The 22186-nt window shown below is 45.6% G+C and carries 20 protein-coding genes; 10 read left to right on the plus strand and 10 right to left on the minus strand.

Features of this window, described 5'->3' with window-relative positions:
• Positions 1-18: 18 nt before the first annotated feature.
• Both ACUC6J_RS01495 and ACUC6J_RS01500 read left to right on the plus strand, forming a co-directional pair.
• Complete coding sequence (locus ACUC6J_RS01495) at positions 19-891, plus strand: carbohydrate ABC transporter permease (RefSeq protein WP_090890796.1); 873 nt, start codon at positions 19-21, stop codon at positions 889-891.
• On the plus strand, positions 881-1711 hold the full coding sequence (locus ACUC6J_RS01500) for a carbohydrate ABC transporter permease (RefSeq protein ID WP_447249637.1): 831 nt from the start codon (positions 881-883) through the stop codon (positions 1709-1711). Before ACUC6J_RS01495 ends, ACUC6J_RS01500 begins: the two co-directional genes overlap by 11 nt.
• A 10-nt stretch (positions 1712-1721) precedes the next feature.
• Here ACUC6J_RS01500 and ACUC6J_RS01505 read toward each other — a convergent pair whose 3' ends face one another.
• Positions 1722-2558 carry an AraC family transcriptional regulator gene (locus ACUC6J_RS01505; RefSeq protein ID WP_447249638.1) on the minus strand — a complete coding sequence of 279 codons (837 nt, stop codon included), beginning with the start codon at positions 2556-2558 and terminating at the stop codon, positions 1722-1724.
• 137 nt (positions 2559-2695) lie between these two features.
• On the opposite strand from ACUC6J_RS01505, the gene ACUC6J_RS01510 reads away from it, so the two are divergent.
• The gene (locus ACUC6J_RS01510) at positions 2696-3982 is read left to right on the plus strand and encodes a Gfo/Idh/MocA family protein (RefSeq protein ID WP_447249639.1); all 1287 of its coding nucleotides are present in this window, start codon (positions 2696-2698) and stop codon (positions 3980-3982) included.
• A gap of 107 nt (positions 3983-4089) precedes the next feature.
• Here the strand turns inward: ACUC6J_RS01510 and ACUC6J_RS01515 are convergent, their stop codons facing one another.
• Both ACUC6J_RS01515 and ACUC6J_RS01520 read right to left on the minus strand, forming a co-directional pair.
• Positions 4090-4617 (minus strand): hypothetical protein, encoded by a 528-nt coding sequence (locus ACUC6J_RS01515; protein ID WP_143069152.1) that lies wholly within the window; start codon positions 4615-4617, stop codon positions 4090-4092.
• A 260-nt stretch (positions 4618-4877) separates the two neighbouring features.
• Positions 4878-5711, minus strand: coding sequence for a carbonic anhydrase (locus tag ACUC6J_RS01520; RefSeq protein ID WP_290410178.1), 834 nt, complete (start codon positions 5709-5711; stop codon positions 4878-4880).
• A gap of 242 nt (positions 5712-5953) precedes the next feature.
• Here ACUC6J_RS01520 and adhP point away from each other — a divergent pair, with 242 nt between their 5' ends.
• Positions 5954-6970: an alcohol dehydrogenase AdhP gene (adhP, locus tag ACUC6J_RS01525; protein ID WP_016820203.1), complete on the plus strand. Its 1017-nt coding sequence runs from the start codon at positions 5954-5956 to the stop codon at positions 6968-6970.
• A gap of 77 nt (positions 6971-7047) precedes the next feature.
• On the opposite strand, the gene ACUC6J_RS01530 is transcribed toward adhP, so the two are convergent.
• The gene (locus ACUC6J_RS01530; protein ID WP_013368959.1) at positions 7048-7413 is read right to left on the minus strand and encodes a winged helix-turn-helix transcriptional regulator; all 366 of its coding nucleotides are present in this window, start codon (positions 7411-7413) and stop codon (positions 7048-7050) included.
• Positions 7414-7553: 140 nt separating this feature from the next.
• On the opposite strand from ACUC6J_RS01530, the gene ACUC6J_RS01535 reads away from it, so the two are divergent.
• The 5 genes from ACUC6J_RS01535 (at position 7554) to ACUC6J_RS01555 (ending at position 13957) form a co-directional block, all read left to right on the plus strand.
• Positions 7554-8750, plus strand: a complete 1197-nt coding sequence (locus ACUC6J_RS01535; RefSeq protein WP_277376225.1) for an MFS transporter — start codon at positions 7554-7556, stop codon at positions 8748-8750.
• A 31-nt stretch (positions 8751-8781) separates the two neighbouring features.
• Complete coding sequence (locus ACUC6J_RS01540; protein WP_017425667.1) at positions 8782-9624, plus strand: aldo/keto reductase; 843 nt, start codon at positions 8782-8784, stop codon at positions 9622-9624.
• A gap of 167 nt (positions 9625-9791) precedes the next feature.
• Positions 9792-10814: a LacI family DNA-binding transcriptional regulator gene (locus ACUC6J_RS01545; protein ID WP_447249640.1), complete on the plus strand. Its 1023-nt coding sequence runs from the start codon at positions 9792-9794 to the stop codon at positions 10812-10814.
• 181 nt (positions 10815-10995) lie between these two features.
• Entirely contained in the window at positions 10996-12471 is a 1476-nt protein-coding gene (locus ACUC6J_RS01550) for a glycoside hydrolase family 32 protein (RefSeq protein ID WP_090890784.1), read from the plus strand.
• Positions 12472-12538: 67 nt separating this feature from the next.
• A complete protein-coding gene (locus tag ACUC6J_RS01555; protein ID WP_016820208.1) occupies positions 12539-13957 on the plus strand; it encodes a sucrose-specific PTS transporter subunit IIBC in 1419 nt (472 codons plus the stop codon).
• A 171-nt stretch (positions 13958-14128) separates the two neighbouring features.
• Here ACUC6J_RS01555 and ACUC6J_RS01560 read toward each other — a convergent pair whose 3' ends face one another.
• Positions 14129-14917: a helix-turn-helix transcriptional regulator gene (locus ACUC6J_RS01560; RefSeq protein ID WP_447249641.1), complete on the minus strand. Its 789-nt coding sequence runs from the start codon at positions 14915-14917 to the stop codon at positions 14129-14131.
• Positions 14918-15095: 178 nt separating this feature from the next.
• Here ACUC6J_RS01560 and pyk point away from each other — a divergent pair, with 178 nt between their 5' ends.
• Complete coding sequence (pyk, locus tag ACUC6J_RS01565) at positions 15096-16511, plus strand: pyruvate kinase (RefSeq protein WP_016820210.1); 1416 nt, start codon at positions 15096-15098, stop codon at positions 16509-16511.
• 75 nt (positions 16512-16586) lie between these two features.
• Here the strand turns inward: pyk and ACUC6J_RS01570 are convergent, their stop codons facing one another.
• From ACUC6J_RS01570 to ACUC6J_RS01590, 5 genes are all read right to left on the minus strand, one after another.
• Positions 16587-16985, minus strand: a complete 399-nt coding sequence (locus ACUC6J_RS01570; protein WP_090890782.1) for a hypothetical protein — start codon at positions 16983-16985, stop codon at positions 16587-16589.
• A 242-nt stretch (positions 16986-17227) separates the two neighbouring features.
• Positions 17228-18349, minus strand: coding sequence for a GerAB/ArcD/ProY family transporter (locus ACUC6J_RS01575; protein ID WP_025363763.1), 1122 nt, complete (start codon positions 18347-18349; stop codon positions 17228-17230).
• Positions 18350-18651: 302 nt separating this feature from the next.
• Entirely contained in the window at positions 18652-19857 is a 1206-nt protein-coding gene (locus ACUC6J_RS01580; protein WP_447249642.1) for a Ger(x)C family spore germination protein, read from the minus strand.
• A gap of 35 nt (positions 19858-19892) precedes the next feature.
• Entirely contained in the window at positions 19893-21488 is a 1596-nt protein-coding gene (locus ACUC6J_RS01585) for a spore germination protein (protein WP_044786871.1), read from the minus strand.
• A 154-nt stretch (positions 21489-21642) separates the two neighbouring features.
• Entirely contained in the window at positions 21643-21984 is a 342-nt protein-coding gene (locus tag ACUC6J_RS01590) for a DUF805 domain-containing protein (RefSeq protein ID WP_016820212.1), read from the minus strand.
• Positions 21985-22186: the final 202 nt, after the last annotated feature.

The raw sequence follows: 22186 nt of genomic DNA on the forward strand, positions 1-22186 counted from the left end.
AGGGAGGAAGGTGACAAGATGCAGAAAAAGCATCAAGCGCTGTGGGGCTATCTATTTATTGGCCCCCAGTTTCTTGGTCTGTTATGTTTTTCACTGCTGCCCTTGCTGTATGCGTTTTACTTAAGCTTTGTCAATTGGGATGGTTTTGGGGTGCCTTTGTTTGTCGGCTTGGACAATTTTAAAGGTCAATTATCTGATCCTGATTTTTGGAAGGCGCTCATTAATACGGTGTACTATATGGTGCTGGTCATTCCGGTGGGGATTGTGTTGGCTCTGCTCGTAGCCATCGTACTCAATAAAGTGAAGGGCAGGGAAATCTATCGCTTGTTTTTTTTCATGCCTGTCGTAACCAGTTCGGTATCGGTGGGGGTCATCTGGATGTGGATACTGAATGGTGAATTTGGCATTTTAAACCACTTGCTGCGAGCGATTGGGATTGTAGGCCCGATGTGGCTTACCGATACGCATTGGGTGATCCCATCGATTGCCCTACTTAGCATATGGCTGGGACTGGGATACAACATGGTCATTTTTTTGGCAGGACTTCAGGGCATCTCCAAAAGCTATTACGAGGCAGCCGAAATTGACGGGGCCAGCAAGTTCCAGCAGCTAAGGTATATCACATTGCCGCTGTTGTCACCAACAACCTTTTTTGTCACCATCATGATGGTCATCAGCTCTTTTCAGGTGTTCGATCAGGCGTTCGTCATGACAAACGGCGGGCCAGCCAAAGCAAGCTATACGCTTGTGTATCACATTTACGATCAGGCATTCATTGATTTCACGATGGGAGAAAGTGCGGCAGCGGCAATGATTTTGTTCGTGATTATTCTCATATTTACACTGCTGCAATTTAAAATGCAAAAGAGGTGGGTGCACTATGGAGATTAGTTGCAGAGGCAGGATGCTCCTGCGCCATGTGCTGCTCGCTGTCGGCTCTTTAATCATGTTTTTTCCATTTTTGTGGACCACCCTCAGTTCTTTAAAGGATATCTCTCAAATTTTTGTCGTTCCGCCACAATGGATTCCCGATCCGTTTGTATGGAGCAACTATCCGGCATCGCTGGAGGCCATGCCCTTCGTGCAGGCGTACATGAACAGCTTTTACATTACGTTTATCATCGTGACAGCGACGCTGATTAGCGCATCTATGGCAGCGTATGCCTTTGCTAAAATCCGTTTTCCGGGCTCGAATATATTGTTTATTTTGTTCCTCGCTACGATGATGGTGCCTAAGCAGGTAACGATGATTCCGCTATACTTGGTGATGGATCGTATCGGCTGGCTGGATACGCATTGGTCGCTGATTGTACCTGGAGCCTTGTTTAATGCATTCGCGGTGTTTTTGCTCCGTCAATTCGTCATGGGAATTCCACGCGATCTGGAGGAAGCAGCAGTCATGGACGGGGCGGGATACATTCGCATTTACTGGAGTGTCATTCTGCCACTCATTCGTCCAGCATTGGCGGCGATCGGGATTTTCACCTTTTTGGGTGCCTGGAACAGCTTTCTTGATCCGCTGATCTATCTCAATACCCCAGAGAAATTTACAGTTCCACTTTTGCTCAACAATTTCAAAGGACTATATACCGCCGATTGGTCACTGATGATGGCAGGTACCACCATCTCCGTCGTCCCGGTGCTCATCGTCTACATCATCGCCCAAAAGCAAATTATTGAGGGCATTACCTTAACAGGCATCAAGGGGTAGGGGCTTTTCCCTACTCCTTTTTATGTACTTTCCGATACTGTAACGGAGTACGCCCGGTGAAATGCTTGAATACACGGCCAAAGTGAGCAATGCTGTCAAAGCCCGTTTTTTCAGCAATGGCGGTCACTTTCCAGTTTGTTTCCTTCAAATACGCCCGAGCCTGCTGGACCCGTACATCCTGAAGATACTCGACCAACGTAAAACCTGTGGTCTGCTTGAAAATGCGGCACAGATAGGTGCTGCTAATATAAAAGTGTCCTGCCAGTTGCTCCAACGATAGCTTCTCGGCATAGTGGATATGCAGATACTCAATCACCGAGTACACGCGCTGCTGCTTCTCGCTGCGCTCAGGCGCTATGGTGTCCGGAGCCGTTGATTGTATGCGGCGGATTCGTATCAGTAGCTGCAGCAGCAGGCTTTGAAGATACATATATCGGTAGGCATGCTCTTGATGGTATTCATCCAGCATTTGCTGGAACAGATGCTCCAACTCGCGTTGTTCTGCTGCAGAGGGGCGAAGCAAAAAGCTTTTTTCAGGCAATAGCAGGTGATTCTGATCGCCGGATGGAGTGACAGACGTGGACGAGCCTACAAACGCTTCATCAAAGTTGATCAAAATTCGCTCATGGCTGCCGTTCCCTTTGTTACTCGTACGGTGGAAATCATGTTTGCTAATCCAGATCAGATCGCCCTTTTGTAGTGCGTATACACGCTGATTAATGTAGTAGTAACGCTCTCCTGCCAGCAGATAATAGATTTCATGCGCTTGATGGACATGGTCAGCAGACATGCTAAATGGCACCGTCCGAAGCGCTTGCTCGATAGCAAAATGGGGAGTGGCGATCATAACGACGTGCTCCTTTATGAAAATATTCATGAGGATAATATATGCATACTTTTTGGACAGATTCACAATAAAAGCGAAGATTTCGCTCTTTCTTATACTATAAAATAGAAGTAATTCATGTAAAGGGTGTGAACCTATTGGCTAAAATCAAATATGCACTTGTGGGCACCGGAGGAAGAGCTGAATTTTTTTACGGTGAAGTTGTTACCGTTTTCAAAGATACATCAGAGCTAGTCGCGTTCTGTGACGTCAACCAGACGAGAATGGACTATGCCAATCGGCTGTTGCAAGAGAAATACGAGCACCAGCTGATTCCAACCTATAAAGCTCACGAATTTGATCGGATGATCGCGGAGACAAAGCCGGATATCGTCATCGTCACTACCATTGACCGGGTGCATCATCGGTATATTATCCGGGCGATGGAGCTGGGCTGTGATGTCATTTCCGAGAAGCCGATGACAGTTGACGAGGACAAATGCCAAGACATTCTGGATGCTATAGAACGCACGGGACGGAAACTGCGCGTCACCTTTAACTATCGCTATGCCCCGCATAATACGAAAATCCGTGAGGTTATCATGGACGGGACACTGGGTGACATCTTATCAGTCAATTTTGAATGGCTGCTGAATACCCAGCATGGCGCGGATTATTTCCGCCGCTGGCACCGGGACAAGCGCAATAGCGGCGGTCTGTTGGTGCACAAATCAACCCATCATTTTGATCTGATGAACTTCTGGCTTGGCTCGAAGCCGGAGACGGTGTATGCGCTGGGTGATTTGAAATTTTATGGCCGGGAGAATGCGGAGCAGCGTGGCGTGACGGAGTTCTATCAACGGGCTTACGGCAGCAAGGCGGCGGAGAATGACCCTTTTGCCTTACACCTGGATCGTAACGAGCATCTAAAAAGTATGTATCTGGATGCGGAGCATGAGGATGGATATGTGCGGGACCAAAGCGTATTTGGCGACAATATCAGTATTGAGGATACGCTCAGTGTCATGGTGAAGTATCAGAATAAAACGGTAATGAACTATTCACTGAACGCTTATATGCCTTGGGAGGGCTTTATCATGGTATTTAACGGCACCAAGGGACGGATGGAAGTTCGGGTGTCCGAGCAATCCTATGTTAATTCCGGTGGCAGCAAGGCAGATGAGGGGGCGCTAAAAGAGAAAACCATCACGATCTATCCTCACTTTGCAGCACCTTACGAGGTCGAAGTAGAGGAAGGCGTGGGGGGACATGGCGGAGGAGATCCGGTCATGCTGCGGGATATTTTCGATAAGCCGGCAGAGGATCGGTTTCATCGTGCGGCCTCCCATATTGATGGCGCATGGTCCATTTTAACAGGCATCGCTGCCAACCGCTCTATGCGCACAGGTCTGCCGGTGAAGGTGGAGCAACTGGTGCGATTATAACGATGGTAAGTAGACAGCAACTTTAATAACAAGAAGCCTCCTCTATCAGATGAATGAGGAGGCTTCTTGTTTGTATTATATATAAGGCGGACTTTATATTTGGTTTATTATATAGAAACCATAGAAACAGTATCAAGATTTAATACTGACAGCTGGGAACCTGTTCCTGTACCAGTAACTTGGAATTCTAAATTAAAGACTGAACGGCCTAATAAAGAAGCTGCTGGAATAGTCAAACTATAACTTTGGTATCTTCCTGAAGGAATACTTATGAGGTTTAGTACTCCACCTGAAAATGTGCTACCTAGAAGTCTAACCCGGAGGATACCAGTGGAACTTGGTGATTCAGCAAAAAATGTTAATCGATATGAACGAAAGGGACTTAGAGAAAGAGTTTGAGTTAATGATGCACTTTGACCTGGCAGAACCGAATAGCGGGCATTTGCCCTGCCTGTATGAGGACGAACGCGCGAGAGAGATACATTACCTACAGGACGCCATGGCGAAAAGGAACTATTTTCAAAACTCCCGTTACGTACTTGAGTAACTCTAAATTTAGTTTGACGTTTAGTTCGATATCTAAGAATTGGAGGGACAACTTTTTTAGTCCGGCGGCTAACTCTTTTAACAGACATCTTGCCAACTCCTTTACTATAAATAGTTAGTATAAAGTATGTGGCTCTCATTTAGAGAGTGTTAGTTATCGGCACATAATTTCTACTATATTCCCGTTTATATTATAGTGAGTGACAAGGCAACCGGTGGGAAAGACACAGTGAAACTACCCGAAAGAGGGGGGCTGTGTCTCTTGATCTGATCGTGAAGATTCCTGACGCTGTGATGAAGATGGTCAGTATTACTACTGGCCTGAAGACTTTGGTCCAGACATATTTTATTATTTATCGGTCTTCAGCTCACGGGTTCCCAGCTGTTGTACAGGTCGATGGTTGTCGGGAAAAATGGCAGCAAACTGATTGATTTGGTCTGCGGACATTTCAATAGGCTGTTCCAATACCGTCCAATTCACATGTTCTGTACATGGCGGGGTAGTCAGTGATCCGTTGTAGCGAACGGAGTGCAGGTCTTTTGGCAGCAGCGTGGCAAGATTTATTTCTCCCTCCAAGTTCGCTTCTTGAGAGATACCTTTTGGCAGTTTGGACCAGATGCGGTTGAAGGCCTTGTTTTCTTTGCCACTTTGTATAAGAACCCCTAAGACAGCTGTGCTTCCGTTGTCGCTTTGATGAACAAAATGAAGCTCCATTTCAGCATTTTTACCGTCTATTTGGTGTTCACTTGGATGATGAAAATGGAACTGCTTTAAGGTGAATGTAGTGCCGTCCACGACAATATTATTGCTGGGACTAGCCGCATTGACTTGGACGGTATGTCCATTATTTAGTATGGATACTTTAGTGGTTGAATAATGAACCTGCAACGGCTGCTGCGTATGCGAAGCTTCCAGATGGGAATGCTCTATGTTGATGGGAGATTGTTCCTGACCGTTACCACAAGCGACAAAATCCTTTTCCAGCTCCCCCCAATGCTCCGGTCCTTCATCCCCTTCGTAGGACCAGTGCGGGCTTTTCTGAACAACTGCATGAGCGTTGTTAGCTGATGACGATGATGCGCGAGTAGTACTAGAAGTGGCGGGTGATGTACATCCTGTTACCGACAGTGCCAAGATTATGGAAAATATGCTGAACAAGCAACCTCTCCAATGTTTTTTCATGTTTCTTTATCCTTCTTCCAAATAGAGTATGTGAAACTTTTTACATTGTAAATTACTGTACAAAGTTCCTGCAAGGGTACAAGGACTTAGGAAAAAGGTAGAAATGGTTGCTTATTATTACCGGGATGTAGAGAGAATAATGGAGTGGTGAAATATTTGTTTGTCCTCTTTGGGGGAAGTAACTATAATAGTGGGGTGTGCATTACAAAATAATTCCATATCCACTCAAAGGAGAGATCTACATGAAAGCAGCAATTGTTACAAAAGACAAGAAAGTTAGTGTAGAAGAGAAACCTTTGCGCTCCCTGAAACATGGGGAAGCGTTAGTCCAAGTTGAATATTGTGGGGTTTGCCACACAGATTTACACGTAAAAAATGCAGATTTCGGTGATGTCACAGGCAGAGTTCTGGGACATGAAGGCATTGGGAAAGTCATTGAATTAGGTGAAGGAGTAACCAGCCTTAAAATTGGCGATCGCGTAAGTATTGCCTGGATGTTCGAAAGCTGCGGTCACTGCGAATATTGTTTAACCGGACGGGAAACTTTGTGTCGTGAAGTTAAAAATGCCGGATACACGGTAGATGGTGCAATGGCAGAACAATGTATTGTCACAGCTGACTATGCGGTCAAAGTACCAGATAATCTTGATCCTGCCGCTGCAAGTAGTGTAACTTGCGCAGGGGTTACAACATATAAAGCAGTTAAAGTAAGCGATATCAGACCAGGACAATGGATCGGTATCTTCGGTATCGGCGGCTTGGGTAACCTGGCTGTGCAATACGCCAAAAATGTATTCAATGCTAAAGTTGTAGCCTTTGACATCAGTGATGAAAAACTCGAACTGGCCAAAAAAATTGGTGCTGACTATATTGTTAACAGCATGAAAGAAGATCCAGTCGCCCGAGCTAAGGAATTAACGAACGGTGCTGGTCTGGATGCAACCGTGGTTACTGCTGTTGCCAAAACACCTTTCAACCAAGCCATTGACGTTGTGAAGGCTGGCGCGCGTGTCGTAGCTGTAGGCCTTCCAACCGATAAAATGGATCTGGACATTCCGCGTCTGGTTCTGGACGGCATTCAAGTAATCGGTTCTTTGGTCGGTACTCGTGAAGACCTTAAAGAAGCGTTCCAGTTTGCTGCAGAAGGTAAAGTTGTTCCTCTTGTACAAAAACGTCCGCTTGAAGACATCAATGAAATCTTCGAAGAGATGGAGCATGGCAAAATCCAAGGACGTATGGTCATTGATTTCACAAAATAAAATGATGTCCAATTCGTAACTCATGAATTCTAAGAGAGAAAGCGCCTGCTGATCTAGTGCAGACGCTTTTTTTTGCTTTACAGCTTATTCAGAATGTTATCCTCCAAAACCGCAGATTTATCCCCGTATTCTTTAATAATATGTCTTTCTCCCCAGGCACAAAGTGAATCCAAAATGCTTTTCAAACTACATCCATATTCACTAAGCTCGTACTCCACTTTGGGTGGAACCTGATTATAACTAATCCGATTGACAATGCCGTCTTCCTCTAATTCACGAAGCTGTTGAGTCAGCATTTTTTGTGTTATGGAAGGCATCATGCGCTTTAATTCACTTGTCCGCATTTTTCCATGAGTCAAATGACACAGAATCACACACTTCCATTTTCCTCCGATCACCTCTAATGTCGCCTCAACAGAGATATTGTATTTTTTCTTCCCCAATGCCGATCCCTCCGTGTATGTCACCTGTAGGGTACTTTTTGGTACCTATATCACTAAAAAGTACGTACTGTTCATAATTGATTGAATAACTCATAATAACATCTGCTGGTCGAAGATTACTATAGATAGGAGTGAAAAACATGTCGCCAGAATCCAAACGAAGTATCTGGCCATTACTGGCTTTAGCCGTAAGTGCCTTTGCCATTGGGACCACTGAGTTCATCAGCGTAGGATTGCTTCCCCTGATCGCTGAAGACTTGCACATATCCGTAACAATGTCCGCACTAACTGTAACGCTGTATGCATTAGGGGTTACCATTGGGGCACCTGTGTTGACCTCGTTAACATCGAGTGTTCCTCGTAAAACGCTACTGCTGTGGATCATGATTGTGTTTATAGCAGGCAACAGCCTTGCTGCGGTCTCTAGTGGAATCACCCTGCTGCTGATTGCACGTGTCATCTCGGCGTTCTCCCATGGAGTGTTCATGTCCATCGGGTCCACCATCGCGGCCGACCTTGTTCCCGATGATCGTCGGGCGAGTGCCATTTCGATTATGTTCTCCGGCTTGACCGTTGCCACCGTCACAGGAGTGCCGTTGGGCACCTACGTGGGGCAGCAATGGGGTTGGCGGGCTGCATTTATGGCCATTGTGGTCGTCGGTGTTGTGGCCCTCATTGCTAATCTGATTCTGCTGCCCTCTACGCTCCGAAAAGGGAATAAGACTCCTTTCAGCGAGCAGGTCAAACTGGTTACGAATGGTCGCTTGCTACTTGCATTTATCATTACTGCCTTGGGATATGGGGGCACATTCGTCGTGTTTACTTATTTATCTCCATTACTTCATGACATAACCGGTTTTGGAGAAAATACGGTAACGTTCATTCTCTTATTGTATGGAATCGCCATTGCTATCGGGAATGTCATCGGTGGAAAAGCTGCAAATCGCAGACCGCTTTCAGCTTTGTTTTACATGTTTCTGATTCAAGCTGTGATCCTGTTTCTGCTGTGGTTTACCGTGCCATTTCAAACGGCAGGTCTGATGACGATTTTCTTTATGGGATTGCTTGCGTTTATGAATGTGCCTGGTCTACAGGTGTATGTAGTTATGTTAGCCGAACGTTTTGCACCCAAAGCTGTCGATGTCGCCTCTGCTGTTAATATTGCGGCTTTTAATGCAGGAATCGCAATCGGAGCATATGTGGGAGGAATTGTGACAGATTCACTGGGGCTTATGCATACGACTTGGGTCGGTGGGGTAATGGTTTTTGTTGCGGTTCTACTGACAGCCTGGAGTCGTATGCTCGAAAAAAGGGATACAACCGCCTTGGTAGGCTAAAACTTTTAAAAAATAGAGAGGAAGATACAAAATGACACAAAACCTACAAAGCACAACAACATTGCACAACGGAGTTCGCATGCCTTGGTTTGGCATCGGGGTATTTAAAGTAGAAGAAGGTTCAGAGCTGGTCAATGCTGTGAAGGCTGCTGTAAAGCATGGCTACCGCAGTATAGATACAGCGGCAATCTATGCGAATGAAAACAGTGTAGGACAGGCTATTCAGGAAGCCCTCTCGGAGAATAATCTGTCCAGAGAAGAACTATTCGTCACGTCCAAAGTGTGGAATGCAGATTTAGGCTATGAAGAGACACGAGCAGCTTATGAAGCAAGCCTAGACAAGCTGGGACTGGATTATCTGGATCTATATTTGATTCATTGGCCGGTTCAAGGGAAGTACAAAGAAGCCTGGAGAGCTTTGGAGTCCTTGTATAAAGAAGGACGGATTAAGGCCATCGGAGTCAGCAATTTCCAAATTCACCATTTGGAAGATCTCATGCAGGATGCAGAAATCAAGCCAATGGTCAATCAGGTGGAATTTCACCCGCAGCTAACCCAAACCGAGCTGCTGCAATTCTGTCAAAAGAACAACATCCAAATGGAAGCCTGGTCCCCGCTCATGCAGGGTCAATTGCTCGATCATCCGGTACTGCAAGACATAGCGAACAAGTACGGTAAATCGGTGGCTCAAGTGATTTTACGCTGGGATGTACAGCAGGGAGTCGTCACTATTCCCAAGTCCACCAAGGCGCATCGAATCGTCGAAAATGCCGATATTTTTGACTTTGAATTGACGCGTGAGGATATGGATCAAATTCAGGCGTTAAATGCCAATCTTCGGGTAGGTCCAGATCCGGATAACTTTGATTTTTAAAATTCAGTCCATCATAAAACGCCGTTTCCTTCTTCATGGAAGGGACGGCTTTTTGTGCATAGTGAAACTGAAGCTACAGCAATCCAATCCTGCCATATGGTATTATAGAATTATATGAAAAGAGAAGTTTTGGACGCTTATGAAAATGAAAATCTCCGGGGGACCTCATGAATAAGACAATTTCAGATATAGCCCAAATGGCTGGTGTATCCAAGAGCACCGTATCCCGTTTTTTGAACGGCGGATCTGTCAGCCTGGACACTAAGCGTAAAATTGAAAAGGTGGTTAAGGCCACAGGGTATGTGCCCAATACCTTTGCCCAAAGTTTAAAGGCTAAACGGACCAACATTATCGGAACCGTCGTGCCACGGCTGGATTCCTTTGCGACATCCCATACGTTAATGGGGATTGATGAGGAGCTGCGTTCCCAACATTACCAGATGCTGATCTCTAATACGAGTCAGGATGTAAAGCGTGAAATCGAAGCGATCTATGAGTTCGCACGACAAAAAATTTCAGGCATCATTCTGCTGGCTGCTCAAATTACAGACGACCACCTGACCGCGATTCGAGACATCAGTATTCCGGTATTGCTGGTAGGCCAACAACATGAGCAGATCCATAGCCTTATCCATGATGATTATCGTGCCGGATATGATATCGGTGCATATGTCCTGTCACAGGGCCACCGTGAAATTGCCTATGTCGGTGTTACTGAAAGGGACGTTGCTGTCGGTGTGCAGCGCAAAGAGGGCTTTAGGCAGGCTGTTCGCGATGCGTTACCTGCTACGTGTTATACGGACGAGACGATGCGAGTCGCAGGATATGATATCAGGTACTATGAAACCGGGTTTAAAATGTCCGATGCACGGATTGCTGCATCTGCCATCTTAGACCAATTCAAGCCATCGTTGATGGTGTGTGCTACGGATAATATCGCGCTTGGGGTAATCAACGCGGCTTATTCCAGAGGAATTACCATTCCGTCGGATTTGTCGGTCACTGGCTTTGGGGGATACGATATTACGGAGGTCATTCATCCTGCGCTAACAACTGTTCAATACCCATATATGGAGGCTGGACGTGTAGCAGCCCAAAACATTGTACGGCTGGTAGAACATAAAACGGTAGAGCAAGTGACGGTCATGGATTATACCCTTATTGAAAGAGAAAGCGTTGACAAACGCTGAGCAGGTGGATTATAATTTCTTCGAAACCGGTTCCATTGCACTCTTGCACAATTGGAATCGGTTGCAAATCCATGGATGAGTATATTTTTTTCATTGTATAGGAACCGGTTCCGTTTAATTTTTTTCATTACATTGGAACCGGTTCCCAAAAATCTAAGTTTTAAAAAAATGAGGTACACCTATGAAAATGACAAAAGAACAAAAGTATCGATTAATCGAGCAGGCTGAGCCCGGTGAAATAGCAAGCTTGCAGAAAAAGGTGGAGCAATGTCCGTGGCGGCAGTCGTTTCATATCCAACCACCGACAGGCTTGCTCAATGATCCGAATGGATTTTCATATTATCAAGGCGAATACCACTTATTTTATCAGTGGTTCCCACTAGGAACCGATCACGGAATGAAATATTGGTATCATTTGAAATCCAAAGATTTGGTCACATGGCATAGTGCAGGCATTGGCATCACACCTGGAGACTACTTCGACTCGCATGGGGCTTATTCCGGCAGCGCGCTGGAGCATGAGGGCAAATTATACATGATGTATACAGGAAATACACGTGACGAAAACTGGATCAGACATCCTTATCAATGCATGGCTGTTATGGATGAGAGCGGTCACATTACCAAGTGGGAGCATCCTGTTATTGGCCATGTGCCAGAAGGTTATACAGACCATTTTCGTGATCCCAAGCTATGGAAGGACGGCGATAGTTTCTACTGTGTGATTGGTGCACAAAGAACAGATTCAACAGGCTGCGTTGTCCTTTATCGTTCAACGGATCTTCACACTTGGCAGTTCGAGGGAGAACTGAGCACGGGGCTGGAATCGTTTGGATACATGTGGGAATGCCCGGATTATTTTGAACTGAATGGAGCGGGTGTGTTGGTCTTTTCTCCACAGGGCTTGGAGTCTTCAGGGGATGAAAACCACAATATTTATCAATCGGGCTACGTCATCGGCAAACTGCTGGATACAGAGACAAGAACACTGGAGCACGGCGCATTCCACGAGCTTGATCGGGGCTTCGACTTCTATGCACCACAGACGATGATTGACCCGCAGGGGCGTCGTATTATGGTGGCCTGGATGGGGCTACCGGATATCGAATATCCGACAGATCCGAACGGATGGGCCCACTGTCTGACATTACCGAGGGAACTTACGCTTCATGAGGGAAAACTCTTGCAGCGGCCTATCCCCGAATTAACCACGCTGCGTAGAAATAGTGAGGATCGGGTAGCTGACACGTTGTCCTCAGAGAGCAAAACCTACGAAGGATTTAAGGGTACTGCCTATGAGATGATCTGCGAAGTAGATCTTTTGGATGCCAAGGCATTCGGTATTGAATTCCGTGCGAGTGAGACGGAGAAAACGGTGATTAAATATAATGCCGTTAGCCGTAAACTTGTATTGGATCGTACGCAATCGGGTGAGCCTGTAGCCACTTCGTACGGTGAAGTACGGCAGTGTGCATGGGACAAGGATCATATTAAACTTCATCTGTTTGTAGATACATCTTCAGTTGAGATTTTCGTCAATGATGGGGAAGAAGTGTTCACCAGTCGTATTTTTCCGCACCCAGAGAGTGACGAAATACGCTTTTTTGCCGACAAGGGAGAGGCTCTCTTCCAAGCGGTAAAATGGAATTTTACATGAGTAGGCTAATTCATCAAGTGGATCGTTAATCATCAAACATAACGGAATGAACGAGGGGATGAACATCATGGCGGAAAACAGAGAGATAGCTAAAGAAGTGATCGAGGCGATCGGTGGAAAGGAAAATATCGCTTCGTTTGCTCACTGTGCAACGCGCCTGCGCATTATGGTGCATGATAAAGAGAAAATTGATCAGAAAAAGGTTGAGGAGATCGACAAGGTTAAGGGGGCTTTCTTCAATTCAGGTCAATATCAAATTATTTTTGGTACAGGAACGGTAAATCGGATTTTTGATGAGGTTGAAAAGCTTGGCGTGACGGGTTCATCTAAAGAAGAGGTGAAGAGTCAGGCGAAAAAGGAGGGCAACGTCTTCCAGCGGTCTATCCGCACCTTTGGCGATGTGTTTGTACCGATTATTCCAGTGCTGGTCGCTACGGGGTTGTTCATGGGATTGCGCGGTTTGCTCACTCAGCCGCAAATTCTCGCATTGCTCGGCATGACGCCGCAGGATATTTCACCTAACTTTTTATTATATACACAGGTATTAACGGATACGGCTTTTGCCTTTCTGCCTGCGTTAGTCGCTTGGTCAGCCTTTAGAGTATTCGGCGGCAGTCCGGTGCTGGGTATCGTTCTCGGTCTGATGCTGGTAAACCCGGCTTTGCCTAACGCGTATAGTGTTGCGGACGGCTCAGCCCATCCGTTGACGATGTTCGGTTTCATTCCTGTGGTGGGCTATCAAGGCTCGGTATTACCAGCCTTCTTCGTGGGCTTGATCGGAGCCAAGCTGGAGCGGGCGCTGCGCAAACGGGTGCCTGAAGCACTGGATCTGATTCTCACACCATTTTTAACACTGTTGATTATGATCACTTTGGGACTGTTTGCTATCGGTCCAGTTTTCCATTCACTTGAAGAATGGGTGCTGCACGGAACCATATTTGTACTTGATTTGCCTTTCGGTATTGCAGGGATCGTCATCGGCTTTTTGCATCAGATTATCGTCGTTACAGGTGTGCATCATATATTTAATTTCCTGGAGATTCAACTGCTTGAAAAGAACGGCGTAAATGCCTTCAATGCTATTATTACCTGCGCAATGGCTGCACAGGGAGCTGCCTGTCTGGCAGTTGGTCTGAAAACGAAGGACAGCAAGCTGAAAGCGTTGGCGCTTCCTTCTTCGTTCTCTGCTTTCCTAGGAATTACAGAGCCGGCTATCTTCGGGGTCAACCTGAGATATATGAAGCCTTTTGTCATGGGTCTCATCGGCGGAGCGGTTGGTGGTTTTATTGCTTCGGTCTTGCATTTGGCGGCTACAGGGATGGCGGTTACGGTTATTCCAGGTACGTTGCTCTACATGAACCATCAGCTTCCTTTTTATATTTTGGCGAACTTGGCTGCTATGGCAGTATCCTTTGTCCTGACTTGGATGTTTGGCTTTAACGATAAAATGCTGGACAAAGTCAAAACAGCGGGTTCCTCCAAATAATATCATTCAGTCAGCACCAATATACGCAGATTCATGCGTGTAACTATAAATATAATGGTCGCTTTTACACGGAGCGCTCTTGTCCCTTAATGAAAAAAAGGATAACTAGAGCAGCATTCGATGTGAAGCGGCCATTTTTTTATCTGTGAAATTCTGCTTCAGGCTATCAGATTAGACGATGGAGGAACGTTCATCCAGAAACTCGGACGGGGAACAGCCTGTTAAGCGTTTGAAGATCCGATGAAAATAGGACACATCACTATAGCCCACATACTCCGAGATTTCACGAATCGTTAGCCGCGACTCCGTCAACATGTAGATGGCGGTTTTAATACGTTGCGTATGTACATGCTCGCTGATCGTTTGGCCTGTAACCTCACGCAGCAGTGTCGCGGCATAATTGGGGGTTTTGCGAATGGCATCACCAAGCTCTTCTTTGGTTACCTTTTCCCTGTAGTGATTCTGAATGTACTGTTTCATATGTTCTACATGCCGTTCTTTATCGCGAGGAACGGTACCTTTGTCCCATTCCTGGTTCATATAAATCATGGCTTCGGTCAGCAGACAGTCAGCCATCAGGGCGTAGTAGCTTGGGTGTTCAGTCCATTGATAATACATCGATTTGATCCGTTCATGCAGCAAATCGTAGCATCCGGGCTTGATCCATAACGGCTGGTCTGTATTCAGTATGGGAAGTGTGCTGTTCGTACATGTTTTGCGGCAATGTATCACATACTTGGTATGGAAAAGCGTAGGAATGCTCTTGCCATAGTAATTCAGATGAGCGGGTAAAAGCAGTGCTTCACCCTTGCCCAGAATGATCTTGCTATCGTTCACCCAATATACACATTTGCCAAAGGTGACCAAAATGAACAGTAAGTCATCGTTGTCGCTATTTGCGCCAGCCTTTTCATACCAGTCCACACCGTTGTCCTGCCGTATATCCATCAATGTAATCACGAAACTCACTCCCCGATGTCTTCAACATTCACTATACTGTAATACATCCATCATACTATAGTTCATAGTCTTGGTGAACGGGTACAGGTAGAATAGGACTATATAAGTTTAATGTAGATAGAGAAGCAAAGTGGAGAAGAAGTTATACAGTAAAGACATTCAGGAGGATGACATTACTATGCTTAAAACGAAAATTATTTGTACTATGGGACCTGCCTGCGACTCCATTGATTTGTTAAAAGAAATGATCCAGGCTGGTATGACTGTAGCTCGCTTGAACATGGCTCATGGGGAGCTGGAGGATCATGTTAAACGTATTGAAAATGTGAGACAGGCAGCGAAGGAAATGAATACCTGTATCCCTGTCATGATGGATATTAAAGGACCGGAAATACGGATTGGCAAGCTGAAGGAGGCATCTGTTCTACTGAAGCCAGGCAGCCAGCTTATTCTGACCACGGAAGAGATTTTGGGGGACGAGCATCGTATTTCGGTGAATTACCCAGATATGCCGAAGGATATCAAAGCAGGTGACCGCATTCTCATCGACGACGGTTTGGTTGATCTGACTGTAACCTCCATCGAAGGAACCGAGATGATTTGTAACATCGTAAGCGGCGGTATTTTGAAGCCGAGAAAAGGTGTGAATCTGCCAGGGATTCATACAACTCTTCCAGGCGTAACAGAGCGCGACGTGAAGCACATTCAATTTGGGGTGGAGCAGCGTATCGAGCTTATTGCGGCTTCTTTTGTGCGTAAAGGCGACGATATCCGTGAAATCCGTGAAATTTTGAAGGGACATCATGCCGAGCATGTACAGATTTATTCCAAAATTGAAAATGCCGAAGGTATGGAAAACCTGGATGATATCATCGAAGCTTCGGACGGTATTATGGTAGCTCGTGGCGACCTGGGCGTGGAAGTGCCGATTCAAGACGTGCCTGTGATGCAAAAAGAAATGATCGACAAGTGTAATCTGGTCGGCAAGCCCGTTATCGTTGCTACTCACATGCTGGAGTCCATGCAGGTGAACCCGCGTCCGACGAGAGCTGAAGTTAGTGACGTGTTCAATGCCGTTATGCAGGGAGCTGACGTAGTGATGCTGTCGGGCGAATCTGCTGCAGGAAAATACCCTGTTGAATCCGTACGGACCATGGCTGCGGTAGCTGCCAGTGCAGAATCACAATTGGATTACCAGGAGCAGTTCGATAAGCGCAGAGCACGCCAAAGCACCAACATTACTGAAGTCATTAGTCAGGGTGCGGTGAGTTCGTCTCTGGAGCTGGATGCCAAAGCGATTATTACCTCGACTGCCAGTGGATTCACGGCTCGTATGGTGTCCAAATATCGTCCGAAGGCACCGATCATTGCGGTTACTCCGAATAACACGGTATTCGCTAAAATTTGCCTGTTGTCCGGTGTATTCCCGATTAAAGGGGATAAGGTAGCCACAACGGATGAAATGTTCGAATCTTCCATCCGTAACGCGCTGAATGCAGGATATATCCATAAAGGAGATACTGTAGTCCTGTCAGCAGGCGTCCCTGTCGCTGAGGCAGGCACGACCAATCTGATTCGGGTATATCAAGCGTAAGTTATATCAAATACAGAAAAGGCGCTGATCCTCTAAGGGTTCAGCGCCTTTTTGATGTTCGGTCGTGTCCTAGGCTTATAGCCCGAACACACTTTTGGCAACGACTTGTGTCAGTTCTGCCTTATGGGCTTGGTATTGCTCTGGGGTAATGCTCTTATTGGCCAGTCGTTGATCCAACTGCTCCGTCAACTGAGCTACCTGTAGATCAACGATAGCCTGAGCATCCTGATTATGGGTTTGTGCAATATCAGCCAAGGTTTGACCATTATATAACGCATCATATAATTGCTCATCCGAGGATATACCCAGTGCTTTCAACAGATCATCATCCTTGGAAGCTTCATTGTCCTGTACATGCAGGGCTCTCTCTGGAGCCAGTGCAGCAGCATTAGCCCGACTTCCCCAAGTAGATGACTGCCCAATAGATAACGCCAGCAACAGTGTGCAGATGACCAACATTCGTTTTCGATTCATAAGTGTAAATCTCCTTTTGTGTTTCATTAAATTTCTGACGGGGTGGAACGGTATATGGATATCCAACGGGAGTGATGTTTATGCCTTTAGCCCATCCGGCTTATGTAGTTACCAGATTCTTAAATACATCATACACGCCCAATCTTAGCGCCAGCTTAATACTCGTTTAAAATAAACTAAAAGAGGAGATTGTAAACAGGTAGCGCTAAAAAAAATCGCAGATAACGAAAAAAGAGTGTGATTTACCCTTTGGATGCTGTTTTTTTCTTTGACCAGATTGTTCGTATCCCATGAATACAGAGCAGCAGTAAGGGGAAAAACAACCCAATGGATAGAGAATAGGGAATCCACGTCTTTGTATCATAGGTTTGTTGGTAAGGGACATTAGGGTACACGATGATGGACAGGATGACTAATAACATCCCGAGAGGAAGCACCAGTTGCCGATCGCTTTTCAGACAAAAGATTTGGGCTATTGCTGTCACTGTGGTGTGCATATACAGCGTGATTCTAAAAAAAAGTGAAATAAACCACATTGTAGCCATGATGGCTTCGATGCGCTGTAGAAAGTTGCCAATGCTAATTTTTTTGGCTAACGCATAGCTAGGATATATATTTCTTGCCGTTAAGTCAGGACCAAATACCAAAATTGTCAATGCAACCACCACGACCAGCATCAATCCGCCAATCAGGCTTCCTATGAAAAAAGCTTTACGGGTTTGATCGGAACGATTTATAGAAGAAGGGAAGATCATGAGCAAAATAATATGAGGTATAAATACTGTGCTAAAAAAGGACAGGGCAGCAGGCCAAATCGGTCCTACTCCTGCCTCCAATACAGGTTGGACATTTTCCAGCTTAATGTTGGATACCACTAAACCTACAAAAGAAATATACAGCAGAGTAAATAAAGGAAACAACAGTTCGGCCGAACGAGCCAGGACTTCGAGACCCAGCCGAGCAGCGAATACTATGATAAGTGCAAAAAGAATATTTACCGCTAGAATCGGCGTTTCCGGTATCATTTGAGTAGTCATAAAATTCCCTAAATAAAATAACACCGGTACAGGAGCATTAATGAATAGTAGGGTGAAAAATAGAAAACCTACGGTTTTGCCTAACCATTTTCCGAGTAGGGTTTCCATCATCTCAACCAGGGTCATCTCTGGATAAAGCGCCGCAAGCTTGCTGTACATATACAAGATAAGAAGCCCAGCCCCGACCCCCACGAGCGCGGCAATCCACGCATCTTGTTTGGCTACAAGTGCCATCCCTGAAGGGACGATGAGGATCGCACTTCCGACCGTAAATAAAGCAGATATGATCATGATTTGTCGTGCTGAGATTTTGATTTGTGCGGGCACCCGTTTTTCACCTCCTCTTATTTTATTAGGCCCATATGGATCAGGAAATTGCTGAATGGTCTATATATGGCTGTTATCCAATCCAGGGGGGTGGGAATGAGCCAGTGTAATACCTTGGCACAACTAATTCCGACCGCAAAAAAGAGTAGGATGAAAAATAACCAAAGCTCTTTTTTAAATCCTTTTTTCCACATGTCGGGGACTTCAATTAAGCTAATTACAGCAGCGACGAGGAATATGCCGATGATTTTTACCATTTGAGATAGCACTTTGGAAAACACCTTCTTTTGTGGAGTGGGGAATTACTCTTTCATATCATTCATAAAGGAGCTACCGATGGTGCCCAAGCGCCGAATCTTGAAATCGACTTTGATCGTTACGGGTAATTCTGTAAAGTGTTCCTCATCCCAGTTTTGTTTCAGTCTGTTCCAAGTCTTCGGGGCGGCGCGGTGAATGGCTTCACCGAATCCAAATATGTCCGTTTTGTAGGATTGCTGGGCCTTTCTAACGGCCGACTTCATAATATCTTCTATTTTTTCTTCTTCTTGCTTTTCAATGTCATAAATCGTTCCTACCTTGGTCAAATCGAGGTCAGTACACTCGACTTCTCCCACGTTGGCCTCAACCTCCATTTTAATATGAATCTGGGGCTCTCCCCTATAGGTGCTTCCTTTTACAGTGGTTTGGGTGCGAATGATTTCGGAGACGACTTTGCCGCCTCTGGGGCAAGCAACGTAGCCGACAGAGCTTTGCACTTTGCCAAGGATAAAATTATAGCCCCTACTTTCAGTTTCATCTAACCATCCGATTAGTCGATCTTTTCTGAATACAGCAAGTCCTGAATACTGTAAACGACTGAACGGAGCGATCTTTTGCACATTATCGCTGGTTTCTCCCATTTCTTTATTGCCAATGATCCGAAGTCCTGTCAACACAGGCTGCTTTCCTTCACTAGTCATAGCTGCAATCAATTCATCCAAGGTTACCGTCGTAGTAGGCGACCAGTTTTTCTGTGATGTTTCCAGGGAAGAAAAAAGGTCATTGGCGGGAATCGGATTTAAAGGCGTCATAATTTTCAACGTATCCTCCGCACTAACGTCCTTGGACACTACAATATAAAAATCAGTGCGGAACTGATGATATCTGGAGAGTAAATCTAAAGATTTTGCCATCCCTTCGGCAGCTAACGACTCACCGATAACACATATGCGCAGGTGAGAAAAATACATTCTCCGGGGGCTAATTGTTGTTATTTTCCGGATCGCTTCAAATATGGTGTCCGCCTCCTCTGTATACAAGGTGGCTGGAGCCCCACCTCCTGCTCCTTTTTTAGCCGATGCTTTGCCAGGGTCCACCACTTGGATAGAGACCCGGAATTGGTCTCCTTGCTTATCGATTCCCATACCGACGGCGATGGCAAGCTCATTCAACTCTCTACGATTCCAACAGCCTGTCAGAAGTAAGACGAGTGCAAGAATCAGGAAGAGAAACGCCTTCTTCCGCTTCATGATGATCCACTCCTTTCTGACGGTTTCTCTTTTTTCTATTCCCGTGATTTGCGGGGCGGAGTGCTGTTTCGACGTTTGACATTTTTCTGATCGACTAACCGGGGACGTGACATCATCATCCAGTGAGGGAATCGAAAGATGGTATCTTTGGTGTCTGCCGGTATGAGAGGTGCAAAAGGAGTCATATAGGGAACGCCGAATGAACGAAGGCTGCACATATGCAGGATCAGGGCAATGCCTCCGACGATAATTCCGAACAGCCCAAAGGAAGCGGCAAGCCCCATTAAGGGAAACCGCAGCATGCGAAAAGCGATAGACATATTGTAGGCAGGAAGAACAAAGCTGGAAATAGCAGTAATCGATACAACAATAACCATTGCCGCAGATATGATGCCCGCCTCGACAGCAGCTTGTCCAATGACGAGTGTGCCGACGATAGAGACGGCTGCCCCGATGTACTTGGGCATGCGAACGCCAGCTTCCCGCAATATTTCAAATGTCAGTTCCATCATGAGTGCTTCAATAAAGGCAGGGAAGGGGACCGCTTCGCGCTGTGCCGCTAGACCGATTAGCAGTGAGGTCGGCAGCATTTCCTGATGAAACGTAGTGATGGCAACATATAAGGACGGACCGAGCAAGGAAATAAAAACTCCGGTATAACGAAGGACACGGATGAAGCTGCTAATGTCTGCACGCTGATAATAGTCCTCCGCCGCATGCAGGAAGGAAACAAATAATGCAGGCACGACAAGCACAAAAGGGGTACCATCCACCAGGATCGCAATTTTTCCCTCCAACAGTTCGGCGGCGATCACGTCTGGGCGTTCTGAATTGTATACTGTCGGAAAGGGGGTGAAGGTTTTGTCTTGGATTAATTCCTCGATATACCCGCTTTCGAGAATGCCGTCTACATCAATGCGATTCAATCGTTCATGTACTTCCTCAACCAATTTAGGGTTCACAATCCCCTTTATATACATGACAGCGACATCGGTCTGGGTTACACGACCGATTTGTTTGGTCTCCAGCCATAGATTCGGATCTTTAATTTTACGTCGAATCAAGGCTGTGTTCGTACGCAATGTCTCAGAAAATCCTTCCCGAGGCCCACGGACGACATTTTCTGAGGCAGGCTCGGTGACCCCCCGATCCTTCCATCCACGTGCGCTGGCCGATATTGCCTGCGTCTCACCCTCAATCAAAATGATTGCATCCCCCGACAACAGCGCATTGTACAAGGCTTCAAAGTCAGTAATATCCCGGATGCTGCCAATAGTAAGGGCGTAATCTTTCAACATTTGCATGACATTAGAGGAGGATTGAATCCGGCATTCCACGTCCCTGGACAAGCTGCTGTCCAGCAACATTGATTCCATAATGAAGTCGGAGACTATATTTTGGTCCACCAAACCGTCGGTATAGAGGATCGCAATGGTCTGGTCACCGTCCTTGCCGATTCGAATTTCTCTTATGACGATGTCGGTGCTGTTGCCGAGCGCTTGTCTGATCTGCTGAAGATTGGTTCCGATATTTGCACTGAGCTGTTCTGCGGGATGTTCAGACTTACTCTCGCTTTGCTGAACGGGTGCCTTTCTAAATTTGTTAAGGGGGGTTCTTTTCCGAAAACGCATGCACGTTCTTCCTCTCTTTGAGGATACTTTTTAATCCAGTATGGACGCTGGAGTCTCTTGGTAAACTTATAGCTGGAATTTCGATAGGGGAAAAGCGAGTATAAAAAAACCTCCTTCACAAAAGTGAAAGAGGTTTTAGACCAACTACATCAAATTACAATTTAGGATTTTTCCCATACTTATTGTCGCCAGGCTGACTGTCTAGGCATGTGAATACAAGCAGCACAATGCTCCCAAAAGGAACCAATGCGATCAGAATCCACCACCCGGTTTTGCCGGTGTCGTGTAGTCTGCGGAAAAGAACTCCCAGAGACGGTAACAAAACAGCCAGACCATAGATAGATGACAATACGAAAGGAAGTCCCAAGAGGAAATCCAACAAGTATAATACCAGACCAGCTATCGCATTGAACAGAGTAAACATCCAGTATTCTGTACGTCTTGCTCTACCTTGAAATCCTACATAGTTTTGAAGCACTTTTAAATACCATTGCATAAATTTTCACCTCCTCATAAAATGTAAATATTTGTATTATGTTCATCGTAAAACAATTCTTTTTAGATATATCGGCAGGTAACATATAGAATTTTACTTGTCAAATTATAACTTTAAACTAGGAATTAAAGCAACACATTTATTAATGTTAATAATTAAACGAATAATTTATAAAAATATAAAATTACATATTGAATTTTCC

It is taken from the genome of Paenibacillus sp. JJ1683 (assembly GCF_053006485.1).